The organism is Bradyrhizobium monzae (genome assembly GCF_021458635.1).
Classification (GTDB): Bacteria; Pseudomonadota; Alphaproteobacteria; order Rhizobiales; family Xanthobacteraceae; genus Bradyrhizobium.
The window spans coordinates 263,761-276,320 of record NZ_JAIRDQ010000009.1; the positions used below are offsets into that span (position 1 = coordinate 263,761).

Below are 12,560 nucleotides of genomic sequence, written 5' to 3' on the forward strand. Positions count from 1 at the left end.
TGGCGGGCGCTGAAACTTTGTTGCACCGCGCCGCCGATAGCGGCATTCTGCGCTCGCGGGTTTTGTTCCGGGGCTATTGCAGATGAAACGCAAGATCGCAGCGATCTTTGCAGCCGATATTGCCGGTTACTCGAGGCTGGTCGCGGAAGACGAGGAAGAGACGCTGCGGCGCCTGGCGTCCTACCGCGAAGTCATCGACGATTTCATCGCGAAAGCGAACGGTCGCATCTTCAACACCGCCGGCGATGCCGTGCTCGCGGAATTTCCGAGCGCGGTCGACGCGGTGCGCTGCGCGATCGACATCCAGGAATCCTTGCGAACCCGCAACATGGCCTATCCGCCAAGCCGGCAGATGTCGTTCCGCATCGGCATCACCATCGGCGACGTGGTCGAGCGCGACGGCGATCTTCTCGGTGACGGCGTCAACATCGCAGCACGGCTCGAGGGGCTGGCCGAGGTCGGCGGCATCTGCGTCTCGCGTGCCGTGCATGAGCAGGTCGCCAACAAGCTGTCGGTGCAGTTCGCCGATATCGGCGCGCAGGAAGTGAAGAACATCCCGACGCCGGTGCACGCCTATATGGTGGCGATGCGGCGCGAGGACGGGACTTATGCGACGCCCCAGGTGAAGAAGGTCGCCAAGGCTGAGCCCGGGCCGAACTGGATGTGGCCGCTGGTGGTCGGCGTGGTCTCCGTCGTCGCCATCGGCGTCGGCGGCTTCCTCTATTTCACCAAGCTCGAGACCACGCAGCTGTCATCGACCGCGGTGGCGCCTTCGCCCGTGCCGACGTCGACGCCGACACAAACGGCTGCGGTGACGCCGCCACTGGTACCCGTTCCCGCGCCGCCGGCCGCGTCGGGTGGCAAGATTGCCGTGGACGCGGTGCCGTTCCTCGGCGAGCGCCAGCGTGCCTTTCTCAGCAACGAATATGCCGCCGCCGGCGATTACAAGGCCTTCGCCTTGAACATCGGCGGCTTCAACGGCTCCGCGCTCAATCAGCCCAACGAGGAGGCCGCGCGCAATACCGCGCTCGACCAGTGCCAGAAGCGCGCGGACGCCGCGCAATCGCCGCGGCGCTGCGAGCTCTATGCGGTCGGCAACAAGGTCGTCTACAGCCACGGCAGTCCGCCGATGCCGCCGCAGCCCTGGGTGCGGCACGACGCCATGACCGAGCGCCCGTTCGTGTCGAAGGACTTTCCGATGCTGCGCGATCAGGCCAGGACGCGCGTCGAAAACATTTACGCGCCGGCGGCGAAATCGCGCTCGGTCGCGCTCGGACCGGGCGGGCAATATTTCATGGTGCTGGGCGCGTCGTCGGTCGACGAGGCCGCGCGGCGTTCGCTGGAATCCTGCGGCGCGATCGCGGGCACAGCCTGCATGATCGTGGCGGCTGACGACGTTTTCGTCGTGCCGATCCCGACCTTACTGAAGCCCAACGGCTTCTTCCACGCCGCGACCAATTCCTCGATCGTGGCCGATGCGCGCGACGACGTGGTGCGCAAGCTCGGCGATGGCATGGGCTGGAACGCGGTCGCCGTCGGCACCGCGGGCCGTCCCGGCCTCGGCCTGAAGGCCGCGGACGAGCAAAACGCCGTCAACGGCGCGCTCGCCGATTGCGTCAAGCATGACAGCGACTGCCACGTGATCGCGATCGGCCCGTTTACGGTCGGGCCGACGAATTAGCGAGGTGTGCTGAGGTCCGCCTCTTTCGGCGAAAATCCCCTCATGATTTCAATCCCCATTTTACTGTGCATGGGGTTGTTTTCGCGATTTCAGTTGGCGAAGGGCGCAAACTCTCGCGCCACCGCGCGATAGACCTCGCGGCGGAACGGCACCACGACGTCGGCGACGCGGTCGAGCCGCTCCCAGCGCCATGCGTCGAACTCCGCAGGCTGATCGTTGCGCGGCGTCAGCGGATCGATCTCGTCTTCGTTGCCGGTGAAGCGCAGCGCGAACCATTTTTGGCGCTGGCCGCGAAATTTTGCCAGCCGATGCGTCTGCGGGCCGTCATAGGGCGGGAATTCGTAGGTGAGCCAGTCGGTCTCGCCGAGATAGTCGGCGCTTTTGACGCTGGTCTCCTCCCAGAGCTCGCGCATCGCGGCATCACGCAAGATTTCGCCCTCGTCGACGCCGCCCTGCGGCATCTGCCAGTCGAGCCCCGGCAAAATGATCTCGGGGCCGTCGCCCTTGAAGCGGTGGCCGATCAGCACACGGCCGTCGGCGTTGAACAGCGCGATCCCGACATTGGGACGGTAGGGTTTTTCGTTCGCCACGCGTGGATCTCTCGTTGTCAGTCCGGGCCGTGCCTTAGCATCAAAGCCGGGGTGACAATTTGATTTAGTCATCCGCGAGCGCAGAAAATTCCTTCACCACGCGCTCATAGACCGGGCGCTTGAACGGGATGATCAGCCCGGTCAGGTTCTTCATCGGTTCCCAGCGCCAGCTGACGAATTCGGCCTTGTGGCCGCCGCCGCCGGGTTTCTCGACGTTGATCTCGCTGTCCTTGCCGGTGAAGCGGACCGCGAACCATTTCTGGCGCTGGCCGCGGTAGCGGCCCTTCCAGGCGCGCCCCGCCACCGTGCGCGGGATGTCGTAGATCAGCCAGTCCGGAACTTCGCCGAGTCGCTCGATCGAGCGCACGCTGGTCTCTTCATAGAGCTCGCGTTTCGCGGCGTCCCAATTGTCCTCGCCGGGATCGACCCCGCCCTGCGGCATCTGCCAGACATGGCTGTCCTCGACGTCCTCAATACCGCCGGCACGACGACCGATGAACACCAGGCCCTTGGCATTGATCAGCATCACACCGACGCAGGTTCGGTAGGGCAGATCCTCATAACGCGCCATTCCGCCAAACCCCTCGCGTGCTGCCGGCAGGGCTGTCGGGCCCGTGCCGTACCAATTCTTTGATTTAGCTGGATTTTGATTTCAGCATCGCGGTTGTCAATGGCACCAAAAGGATACCCCGGTCGCTCAATGTCTTGATCCAGGCGCCGACCCGCTCGATCGAGACGGGCAGCGCAGAGGCGGTGCCGACGGCAACGCCGCGTTCCCTCGCCATCGATTCCAGCTTGTTCAGGGCGCGGTCGATCTCGGTCGAGGTCGGCACTGCGTCGAGCGCGATGTCGCCCTTGCCGAACGGCACGGCGAGGCTTCCTGCAGCCTGCGGCGCGATGCTGCGCGGCGAGGAACCATCGTCGAAGAAGCCCAGCCCGCGCCTGGAGGCCTCGCGGATGATCGGCTGCATCGCCGGCTCGGTCGCCACGAAGCGGGCGCCCATGAAATTGGTGATGCCGGCATAGCCCTGCATCCGGCTCAGGTGCCAATACAGGCGGTCGGTGTTCTGGTCGGCGGTCAGCGAGGTCAGCAGCGTCTGCGGGCCGGGATCGTTGTCCGGGAAGTCGTAGGGCTCCATCGGGATCTGGAGGAAGATCTCGTGGCGCTGGGCGCGGGCGCGCTCGGCAAGCTTTCCGGGATCAGATCCATAGGGCGTGAAGGCCAGGGTGACCGCGCCCGGCAGCTTCATGATCGCATCGGTGGTCTTGGCGGCGCCGACGCCGAGGCCGCCGATCACGATCGCCACCACCGGCATTTTCGCGGCCTTGGCGCGGTCGGCTTCGGCTGCGTAGACGTTGAACGGCTTGAGATCGCCTGAGACCGCGGGGATCATGCCGTAGCGGGATTTCTCCAGCAGCTTTGGATCGATCCCGGCCATGACGGCCGGTGCAGCGGACGCCGCCTCGCCTTTGTCGGCGGCGTCGCTCGCGCCGATCACCACATCGTGGCGCGCGCCGGTCGAGCCGTCGATCATGGTGACGGTCTTGTGCTCGCTGGAGGCGGCCTCTTTCGGCGCATCCCTGGTTGCTTGCTTGCTCTCCTGACCATGGCCGGCCGCAGCCGCCTCGGCCGCGGGCTTCTCGCCAGAGGCATTGGGATCGCGGATCGCGAGCCGTGCCATCGGTTCGCCGCCGAGCGGGTCCTTGTTGAAGACGGCGAAGCCGGCAAAGGCGACCAGGAACAGGCCGAGCATCACGGCCAGCGCCTGCATGGCCGTGAACGGCAGCCGCAGCCGCCGTTCTCGGCGCGGCTTGTCCTGTCCGAGCGGGGCGCTCAGATCATCGACCGTTTCAGTCATGCGAGATCCCGAATCACTCCACCGACGATACCACGCCGGGGTCAAGCGACGGCAGGCCGGGATAGGCCGGGGTGGCGGAGTGCCAAGCAAAAAGGGCGGCTCCTGGAGCCGCCCTTTTCAATACGTTGCCCCGAGGTTGCGCCTAGTTGGCTGCCTTGGGCTTGTCGGCTGCCGCCTTGTCGGTGGTGCCCGGCGTCGGCGCCGCAGAGGCGCTGTTCTTGATGCCGTGGAGCAAATCGTCGGCGAGCTTGAGCGCCTTGTCGTCCTTGGCATCCGGCGGAACATAGGACTGCGAGCCGGTCTTCTCGTCGCCATCGTTCTTGAGATGGCCCCGCAGCGAAGCCTCGCCCTTGGTGTCGGTACGCGACTTCAGCTCGTCCGGCACGTCCTGCAGCACTTCGATGTCGGGCACGATACCCTTGGCCTGGATCGACTTGCCCGACGGCGTGTAGTAGCGCGCCGTGGTCAGGCGCAGCGCGCCGTTGCCCGAGCCGAGCGGGATGATGGTCTGCACCGAGCCCTTGCCGAACGAGCGCGTGCCGACGATGGTCGCGCGCTTGTGGTCCTGCAGCGCGCCGGCGACGATTTCCGACGCCGAAGCCGAACCGCCGTTGACGAGCACGATGACCGGCTTGCCCTTGGTAAGGTCGCCGGCATGCGCGGTGCGGCGCTGGGTTTCCTCGGCGTTGCGGCCGCGGGTCGACACGATCTCGCCCTTTTCCAGGAACGAGTCGGAGACGGTGACGGCTTCCTCGAGCAGGCCGCCCGGATTGTTGCGGAGGTCGATGACGTAGCCCTTAAGCTTGTCGCCGATCTGGGTCGAGAGGTTGGCAACCTCCTTCTTCAGACCTTCGGTGGTCTGCTCGTTGAAGGTGGTGATGCGGATATAGGCGATGTCGTCGGCCTCGACGCGCGCGCGCACCGAACGGACGCGGATGTTGTCGCGCACCAGCGTGACGTCGATCGGATTGTCCTGGCCCTTGCGGATGATCTTGAGCTTGATCTTGGTGTTGACGGGGCCGCGCATCTTCTCGACCGCCTGGTTCAGGGTCAGGCCCTGTACCGCTTCATCGTCGAGATTGGTGATGATGTCGTTGGCCATGACGCCGGCACGCGAGGCGGGCGTATCGTCGATCGGCGAGACCACCTTGATCAGGCCGTCTTCCATGGTGACCTCGATGCCGAGACCGCCGAACTCGCCGCGGGTCTGCACCTGCATGTCGCGGAAGCTCTTGGCGTCCATGTAGCTCGAGTGCGGATCGAGGCCCGTGAGCATGCCGCTGATGGCGGATTCGATCAGCTTGGTATCGTCGGGCTTCTCGACATAGTCGGAGCGCACGCGCTCGAAGACGTCGCCGAACAGATTGAGCTGCCGATAGGTGTCGGCGGTCGCGGCTCGCGCGCTGGAGCCCATGAACACTGCGCGCGGCTGGGTCACGAACAGCGTCAGCGCCGCACCGGTGGCCGCGCTGAGGAGGATAACTGAAGTCTTGCGCATCATCCGCGAACCTTCTCGCCTTCATTTGCGGCCCACCATGGGCCTGGATCGATTGGAGTGCCGTCTTTGCGGAACTCGACATACAACACAGGTTGACTCGCGTTGGTGGCGAGAATGGAGGCGACTTGAGAGGTCGACCCCATGGTCGCGACCGGCTCCCCCGTGAGCACAAACTGTCCGATGTTTACCGAAATGCGCTCCATCCCGGCGATCAGGACATGATACCCGCCCCCGGCATTGAGGATCAAGAGTTGTCCATAGCTGCGGAACGGGCCGGCATAGACCACCCAGCCGTCGCACGGCGTTGTGACCTGCGAACCGGGCTTGGTTGCCAGCGAAATGCCCTTCTGGACCCCGCCGACTCCGTCGGAACCGCCAAAGTCCCTGATCTTGTTACCGTTAACCGGCAACGGCAGGATCCCCTTGGCTGAGGCGAACAGGATGGCCGGGGTGGTCCGGGAGCGGTCCTTGAACGTGGCCGGGCCGGGCTTGGCGCTGGCTGCCGCGTTCGCCGCGGCCTTGGCCTCGGCCTGCTTTGCGGCCTCGGCCGCCTTCTCAGCCGCCCTGGCCGCGCTTTGCAGGTCCTGCTCCATCTTGGCGATCAGCCCCTGGAGATCGCCGACCTGCTTTGACAGCGTGATGGCGCGCGAATTCTCGGCGTCTAGGTCCTTTTCACGCGAGGACTGCTGGCGCTGCCGTTCGTCGACCAAGGCGGTGAGCCGGGTCTGGTCGTTGCGGATCTTGTCGCGGTCGGAGGCGAGCTGGTCGCGCTCGGCGGCGATGGTCTTGCGCAGGGCCACGAGCTCGCCGAGCTCGCCCGCGATCTTTTCCGCGCGACCGCGGAGTTCAGGCACAACCGCGCCGAGCAGCATCGCTGTGCGCAGCGACTGCAGCGCATCTTCTGGCCGCACCAGCAGCGCAGGCGGGGTGCGTCGTCCGGCGCGCTGCAGGGCCGCCAGCACCTCGATGATGTCGGCGCGGCGCGAATCCAGCGAGGCGCGCGCCTGCTGCTCGCGGCCGTTCAGCGTCTTCAGCCGCGCTTCGGCCTCGTCGATCTTGGTCTCGACGGTGCGGACATTGGCGGCGGTGTCGATCAATTGCTGATTGAGCTGGGTGCGGTCCTGGCCGAGCGAGGAGATCTCGGCCTTCAACTTGGCCTGCGCTTCCTCCGCGCTCTTCTTGCTCGCGCGCGCGGCTTCCAGCTCTTGCTCGCGCTGCTTGATGGCGTCGGGCGAGATGGCCGCGGTCTGTGGCGCCGGTGCCGCCGTCTGAGCTTGCGCGAGGCTTTCGTCGGCGAAGAGGCTTGCGCCGGCGCAGCTCGCAATCAGCAGCAAATTGAGGATCGGCGCTCGCATCTTGTCGGCAAGGTGCTCGTTGTGGCGCGAATCACGCGCGATGATAGGGATGGCCGGCCAGAATGGTGGCGGCCCGATACAGCTGCTCCAGAAGCATGACGCGAACCATTTGATGCGGCCAGGTCGCAGAGCCGAACGCGATCGCGAGCTTGGCCTTACGGCGCAATTCGGGCGAAAGTCCGTCCGCCCCTCCGATCACGAAGACAGTATGACCGGCGCCCTCGTCGCGCCAGCGCCCGAGATTCCGTGCGAATACGGTGGAATCGAGATTTTGCCCGCGCTCGTCCATCGCCACCAGGATCGATTTTTCGGGAATATGCGCCGAGATCGCCGCGGCCTCCTCGGTCATTCGCGTCGCGGTGTCGCGCGCGCGGCTTTCGGGGATTTCGTGGATGGTGAGCTCGCGGAATCCGAGCTTGCGGCCGGCCTCGTCGAACCGCTCGAAATAGCGGTCGGCAAGCTCCCGTTCGGGGCCCTGCTTCAGCCGGCCCACGGCAATGACAGCAACACGCATGAGGTTTTAGGGTCGCGTTTCCAGACCGCGCGCATTCCGCGCGCGCACGACGCTAGCATGCGCGTCGGCCGATTCGAAATCGGCCAGCCCTCCAAGATCGCGTTTAGATCGCCTTCGCCGCCCCTGGGCCCTGCGTGTACAATCTCTCGAGATTGTAGAACTCACGGACCTCGGGTCTGAACACGTGCACGATCACATCGCCGGAATCGATCAGCACCCAGTCGCAATTGGGCAAGCCCTCGACGTGGATGTTCTTGATGCCGTTTTCCTTGAGGCTCTTGCTGACGTTCTCCGCGATCGCGCCAACATGCCGGTTCACCCGGCCGGTGGTGACGATCATGTAGTCGGAGTATGCCGATTTGCCGCGAAGGTCGATGGTGACCGTCTCTTCCGCCTTCATGTCCTCGAGGCGGGAGAGGATCAGGCTCAGCGTCTTGTCGGCGTCGGGTTGCGCCTTCAAGGCCGCAGCTTTGGTCGATGTTTTACGCGCCGGTTTCGTAGCCTTGGGTAAAACAGACTTCGTTGAAGCTGACTTGGACAATACAGACGTGGCCAGGGACCATTCCTTTCACTGTATCGCGAGGGCCGAATCCACCCCTCACGGGTTACACTACATCATGTGGGGTTAAGGGTTTCAATATGCCAGAGAGCCTCTCAAACGGCACATTCTGTCTCACTTCGTACCTTTCCAGCTCCCGTCCGGGTTCCGTAACCGGGTCGAGGAGAGGTTGAGCTTCAATCCGGTCAGAAAGACCCAGGCCGGCGCCGGCTGATCCGCTAGTAATGCTGCCTTATTCTCGGGCAGGCGATAGCGCGCAAGCGCCTGGGCAGCGGGCGAGGCTAGGGCGCGAAAACTCTGCGGCGGGCGATCGATGACCGCCATCGGCACATGGTCGGCGATGCGCCGCCAGTGCTGCCAACGATGGAATTGAGCGAGGTTGTCGGCGCCCATAATCCAGACAAAGCGCAAGCCACTGAGACGGCGGCGCAAGGTGTTGATCGTGTCGATAGTATAGCGGGTACGAATGACGGATTCGAGACAGCTCACCTCGATCCGGGAATCGTTGGCGACGTCGCGCGCCGCCTGCATGCGCTCGCCGAGCTCATGCAGATTGCCGTTCTCCTTCAGCGGATTGCCCGGCGTCACCAGCCACCACACGCGATCGAGCTGAAGGCGTTTCAGTGCGAATTGGCTGATCGCGCGATGGGCCTGGTGCGGTGGATTGAACGAGCCGCCGAGCAGGCCGATCCGCATGCCTTCGGTGTAGGGCGGGATTGCCTGCGCGAAGAAACGTGGCGCGACGAAATTGTTACTCAATGCCCCGCGCCTCGCGCCATGCCTTACGGCCGCGTCTGCCCTGTGCCGTGAACGCGATATTTGAAGCTGGTCAGCTGCTCGGCACCAACCGGACCGCGAGCATGGAAGCGGCCGGTGGCGATGCCGATCTCGGCGCCGAAGCCGAACTCGCCGCCATCGGCGAACTGCGTCGAGGCGTTGTGCAGCACGATCGCGGAATCGACCTCGCTGAGGAATTTCTTCGCTACAGCATCGTTCTCGCTCACGATCGCGTCGGTGTGATGCGATCCGTGGTCATGGATGTGCGCGATCGCGCCGTCGACGCCATCGACCACCTTCGCCGCAATGATCGCGTCGAGATATTCGGTGTCCCAATCGTCTTCGCTGGCAGACTTTACGCGCGAATCGGTCTTCTGCACGACGTCGTCACCGCGCACCTCACAGCCGGCCTCGATCAACATCTCGACCAGCGGCTTCAGGGTCTTCCCAGCCGCTGCGCGATCGATCAGCAGCGTTTCGGCCGCGCCGCAGACGCCGGTGCGGCGCATCTTGGCATTGAGCACGATCGACTTCGCCATGGCGAGATCGGCACTGCCATCGATGTAAACGTGATTGACGCCTTCGAGATGCGCAAACACGGGCACGCGCGCTTCCTGCTCGACGCGCGCGACGAGGCTCTTGCCGCCGCGCGGCACGATCACGTCGACCGCGCCGTTGAGGCCCGACAGCATCATGCCGACCGCCGCGCGGTCGCGCGTCGGCACCAGCGTGATCGCGGCTTCGGGCAATCCGGCTTCGCGCAGGCCTTGCACCAGGCACTCATGGATCGCGCGGCAGGAGCGGAAACTGTCGGAGCCGCCGCGCAGGATCACGGCATTGCCGGACTTCAAACAGAGCACGCCGGCATCCGCCGCGACATTGGGCCTGCTCTCAAAAATCACGCCGACGACGCCGAGCGGCACACGCACGCGCTCGATGGTCATGCCGTTCGGCCGCCGCCAGCTCTCGGTGACGATGCCGACGGGATCGGCGATGCCGCGCACGACGGCGATGCCTTCGGCCATGCCTTCGACACGCGCCGGCGTCAGCGTCAGGCGGTCGATGAAGGAGGAGGTGGCATTGCCGGACGCGCGCGCCTCTGCGACGTCCTCGGCATTGGCGGCGAGGATCGTTGCAACATTGCTGCGGATCGCCCGCTCCATGGCCTCCAGCGCCCGGTTCTTCTGCTCCGGCGGGGCCAGCGCCAGCACGCGCGCGGCGGCGCGCGCACGGGTGGCGAGATCGGACATCAGCGCCTGAAGATCGGCATTGCCGTCAACGGCTTTGAGGGGGGCGGCCATGGAAGTCGAACCTTCTGCTAAGGCAGTGTCCTAGCACGGAAATCCTGCGTCTGCGAAGGGCGGGGCGGGTATGGCAGGTCTCCTGGCGGCGGGCGGGCTAGGTCAGTGGCCTAGCAAAAGGGCCGCGACGGGCCTTACCCGCCCACCACCAGATCGTCACGGTGGATCATCTCCGAGCGGCCACTGATGCCGAGGATCGTCATTACGTCCGGGGAGGAGCGGCCCTTGATCCGCTCGGCGACCTCGGCGTCATAGGCGATCAGGCCGCGGCCGACCTCGCTGGTGTCGGGGCCGCGGACAATCACGGCGTCGCCTCGGGCGAACTGGCCCTCCACCTTGATCACGCCGGCCGGCAGCAGGCTGGCGCCGGCACGCAGCGCCGTCACGGCGCCGGCGTCGATGGTCAGCGTGCCCTTCGGCTCCAGCGTGCCCGCGATCCAGCGTTTTCGCGAGGTGATGGGATTCGCCGGCGTCAGGAACCAGGTGCAGCGGCCGCCATTGGCGATCGCGTGCAGGGGATGTTCGATCTTGCCGGACGCGATCAGCATATGCGTGCCGCCGGTGGTGGCGATCTTTGCCGCCTCGACCTTGGTGCGCATGCCGCCGCGCGACAGCTCGGACTCGGCGTCGCCCGCCACCGCCTCGATCTCGGAGGAGATGCTTTCGACGACAGGAATGAGCTTGGCGTTCGGATTGTTCTTCGGCGGCGCGTCGTAAAGTCCGTCGATGTCGGACAGCAGCACCAGCAGATCGGCGCTCGCCATGGTGGCGACACGTGCGGCGAGGCGGTCATTGTCGCCGTAGCGAATCTCGTTGGTCGCGACCGTGTCGTTCTCGTTGATCACGGGGATCGCGCGCCATTCCAGCAGCTTGCCGATGGTGGAGCGGGCATTGAGATAGCGGCGGCGCTCCTCGGTGTCCTGGAGCGTCACCAAAATCTGGCCGGCGCCGATGCCGTGCGCGCCGAGCACCTCGGACCAGATCCGGGCGAGTTCGATCTGGCCGACGGCGGCGGCAGCCTGGCTCTCCTCCAGCTTCAGCGGCCCGCGCGGCAGCTTAAGCCGGCTGCGGCCGAGCGCGATCGAGCCTGAGGAGACCACGAGGACGTCGCGGCCCTCGCGATGCAGCTTGGCCATGTCGTCGGCGAGCGCGGCCAGCCACGACGCCCGCACCTCGCCTCTGTCGGAATCGACCAGCAGTGCGGAGCCGACCTTGACGACGATGCGGCGGAATTGACTGAGTTCGGGGCTGGCCATGTGCGTATGTGTTGGCGCGTGTGACGAATCGCTCTGGAAATGGCGGACCGGAGAGCGGCGCCGGTTAAGGCCTGCTTTTGCAGCAGGACGATGGCCGGCGCAAGGCGGGCGGGATGGTAAATGGCGAAGGTCGGTCTTGTCTTGCACGCCAGCCCGGTTCTAATGCCGCCAACCAATAACGGGCTGGAAGAGGAAACGAATGGATCGCCGTAAATTCATGGCCGGATGTCTCGGCTTGCCGCTGCTGGCGCAGATGGGTGAGGTGCATGCGCAGGCCGGGCTGACGAAAGTCATCTTCCCGTTCGCGGCGGGGGCCGGCGGCGACACGCTGTGCCGGCTGATCGCGCAGGAAATGGCGCCGGTGCTGCAACGGACCATCGTGGTCGAGAACCGCACCGGCGGTGACGGCCTGATCGGCATCAAATCCGTGAAGGGTGCAAGCCCCGACGGCGGCATGGTGCTGGTGACGACGGGGCCGACCATGTACCTGCTGCCGATGGTGGAGACGACGCCAAGCTTCGATACCGCGAAGGATTTCATGCCGGTGTCGCTGCTGGCGCGGTTCGAATTCGCCGTCGTGGTCGGCCCGGAGATCGATGCCTCCGATCTCAAGGGATTCGTGGCATGGCTGAGAGCACATCCGGACAAGGCCTCGTTCGGGGTGCCGAGCAACGGCACCATTCCGCACTTCACGGGCTCCAAGCTCGAGAAGGATCTTGGCATTCCCCTGACCCGCGTGCCCTATCGCGGCAGCGCGCCGATCCTCAACGACATCATCGGCGGCCATATCTCGTTCGGCATCGTGACACTGGCGGATGCACTGCCGCAGCATCGCGCCAAAGGCGTGAAGATCATTGCGGTGTCGAGCGCGGAGCGTTCGCCGTTCGCAGCCGACGTTCCGACGCTGAAGGAGAGCGGCATCGATCTCGTTGCGGACGCCTGGTACGGCATGTGGCTGCCCGCCGGCAGTCCGCCGGAATTCGCCAGCAAGCTCGGTGCGGCCGCAAGAGCCGCGCTCGCCAAGCCCGAGGTGAAGGAGAAGCTGACGGCGATCGGACTGATCCCGGTCGGCAGCAGCGCGGATGGACTGAGCAAGGAGCTCGCTGCAAATACGGCGTTCTGGCAACCGATCGTGAAGGCGACGGGGTATAAGATCGAGAATTGAGTCTC

General features: G+C 65.3%; 12 protein-coding genes. 2 read left to right on the plus strand and 10 right to left on the minus strand.

The features are described 5' to 3' along the window. Positions 1-82: 82 nt before the first annotated feature. Entirely contained in the window at positions 83-1,681 is a 1,599-nt protein-coding gene (locus K3F49_RS29145) for an adenylate/guanylate cyclase domain-containing protein (protein ID WP_234684335.1), read from the plus strand. Between the two features lie 89 nt (positions 1,682-1,770). On the opposite strand, the gene K3F49_RS29150 is transcribed toward K3F49_RS29145, so the two are convergent. The 10 genes from K3F49_RS29150 to proB form a co-directional block, all read right to left on the minus strand. Continuing rightward, positions 1,771-2,271, minus strand: coding sequence for an RNA pyrophosphohydrolase (locus K3F49_RS29150; protein WP_234684336.1), 501 nt, complete (start codon positions 2,269-2,271; stop codon positions 1,771-1,773). A gap of 64 nt (positions 2,272-2,335) precedes the next feature. After that, positions 2,336-2,842 (minus strand): RNA pyrophosphohydrolase, encoded by a 507-nt coding sequence (locus tag K3F49_RS29155; protein ID WP_234684337.1) that lies wholly within the window; start codon positions 2,840-2,842, stop codon positions 2,336-2,338. 64 nt (positions 2,843-2,906) lie between these two features. Beyond that, the gene (locus K3F49_RS29160; RefSeq protein WP_234684338.1) at positions 2,907-4,130 is read right to left on the minus strand and encodes a divergent polysaccharide deacetylase family protein; all 1,224 of its coding nucleotides are present in this window, start codon (positions 4,128-4,130) and stop codon (positions 2,907-2,909) included. Between the two features lie 142 nt (positions 4,131-4,272). After that, positions 4,273-5,631 (minus strand): S41 family peptidase, encoded by a 1,359-nt coding sequence (locus K3F49_RS29165; protein ID WP_234684339.1) that lies wholly within the window; start codon positions 5,629-5,631, stop codon positions 4,273-4,275. Then, positions 5,628-6,983, minus strand: a complete 1,356-nt coding sequence (locus tag K3F49_RS29170) for a murein hydrolase activator EnvC family protein (RefSeq protein WP_234684340.1) — start codon at positions 6,981-6,983, stop codon at positions 5,628-5,630. The genes K3F49_RS29165 and K3F49_RS29170 overlap by 4 nt, the downstream gene beginning before the upstream one ends. Before the next feature lie 31 nt (positions 6,984-7,014). After that, positions 7,015-7,497: a 23S rRNA (pseudouridine(1915)-N(3))-methyltransferase RlmH gene (gene rlmH, locus K3F49_RS29175; protein ID WP_234684341.1), complete on the minus strand. Its 483-nt coding sequence runs from the start codon at positions 7,495-7,497 to the stop codon at positions 7,015-7,017. Positions 7,498-7,600: 103 nt separating this feature from the next. Continuing rightward, complete coding sequence (rsfS, locus tag K3F49_RS29180) at positions 7,601-7,957, minus strand: ribosome silencing factor (protein ID WP_234684342.1); 357 nt, start codon at positions 7,955-7,957, stop codon at positions 7,601-7,603. A gap of 213 nt (positions 7,958-8,170) precedes the next feature. Beyond that, positions 8,171-8,815 carry a nicotinate-nucleotide adenylyltransferase gene (locus K3F49_RS29185; RefSeq protein ID WP_234684343.1) on the minus strand — a complete coding sequence of 215 codons (645 nt, stop codon included), beginning with the start codon at positions 8,813-8,815 and terminating at the stop codon, positions 8,171-8,173. Between the two features lie 23 nt (positions 8,816-8,838). Beyond that, positions 8,839-10,134: a glutamate-5-semialdehyde dehydrogenase gene (locus K3F49_RS29190; protein WP_234684344.1), complete on the minus strand. Its 1,296-nt coding sequence runs from the start codon at positions 10,132-10,134 to the stop codon at positions 8,839-8,841. Between the two features lie 134 nt (positions 10,135-10,268). Further along, positions 10,269-11,390 carry a glutamate 5-kinase gene (gene proB, locus K3F49_RS29195; protein WP_234684345.1) on the minus strand — a complete coding sequence of 374 codons (1,122 nt, stop codon included), beginning with the start codon at positions 11,388-11,390 and terminating at the stop codon, positions 10,269-10,271. Between the two features lie 199 nt (positions 11,391-11,589). Here proB and K3F49_RS29200 point away from each other — a divergent pair, with 199 nt between their 5' ends. Beyond that, positions 11,590-12,555, plus strand: a complete 966-nt coding sequence (locus K3F49_RS29200) for a Bug family tripartite tricarboxylate transporter substrate binding protein (RefSeq protein ID WP_234684346.1) — start codon at positions 11,590-11,592, stop codon at positions 12,553-12,555. Positions 12,556-12,560 lie beyond the last annotated feature (5 nt).

Bases quoted from the DNA above. Each gene is read 5' to 3' on its own strand.
- K3F49_RS29200 (WP_234684346.1), top strand. From the start codon at position 11,590: ATGGATCGCCGTAAATTCATGGCCGGATGTCTCGGCTTGCCGCTGCTG.
- K3F49_RS29170 (WP_234684340.1), bottom strand. From the start codon at position 6,983: ATGCGAGCGCCGATCCTCAATTTGCTGCTGATTGCGAGCTGCGCCGGC.
- K3F49_RS29165 (WP_234684339.1), bottom strand. From the start codon at position 5,631: ATGATGCGCAAGACTTCAGTTATCCTCCTCAGCGCGGCCACCGGTGCG.
- rlmH (WP_234684341.1), bottom strand. From the start codon at position 7,497: ATGCGTGTTGCTGTCATTGCCGTGGGCCGGCTGAAGCAGGGCCCCGAA.
- proB (WP_234684345.1), bottom strand. From the start codon at position 11,390: ATGGCCAGCCCCGAACTCAGTCAATTCCGCCGCATCGTCGTCAAGGTC.
- K3F49_RS29160 (WP_234684338.1), bottom strand. From the start codon at position 4,130: ATGACTGAAACGGTCGATGATCTGAGCGCCCCGCTCGGACAGGACAAG.
- K3F49_RS29155 (WP_234684337.1), bottom strand. From the start codon at position 2,842: ATGGCGCGTTATGAGGATCTGCCCTACCGAACCTGCGTCGGTGTGATG.
- K3F49_RS29145 (WP_234684335.1), top strand. From the start codon at position 83: ATGAAACGCAAGATCGCAGCGATCTTTGCAGCCGATATTGCCGGTTAC.
- K3F49_RS29190 (WP_234684344.1), bottom strand. From the start codon at position 10,134: ATGGCCGCCCCCCTCAAAGCCGTTGACGGCAATGCCGATCTTCAGGCG.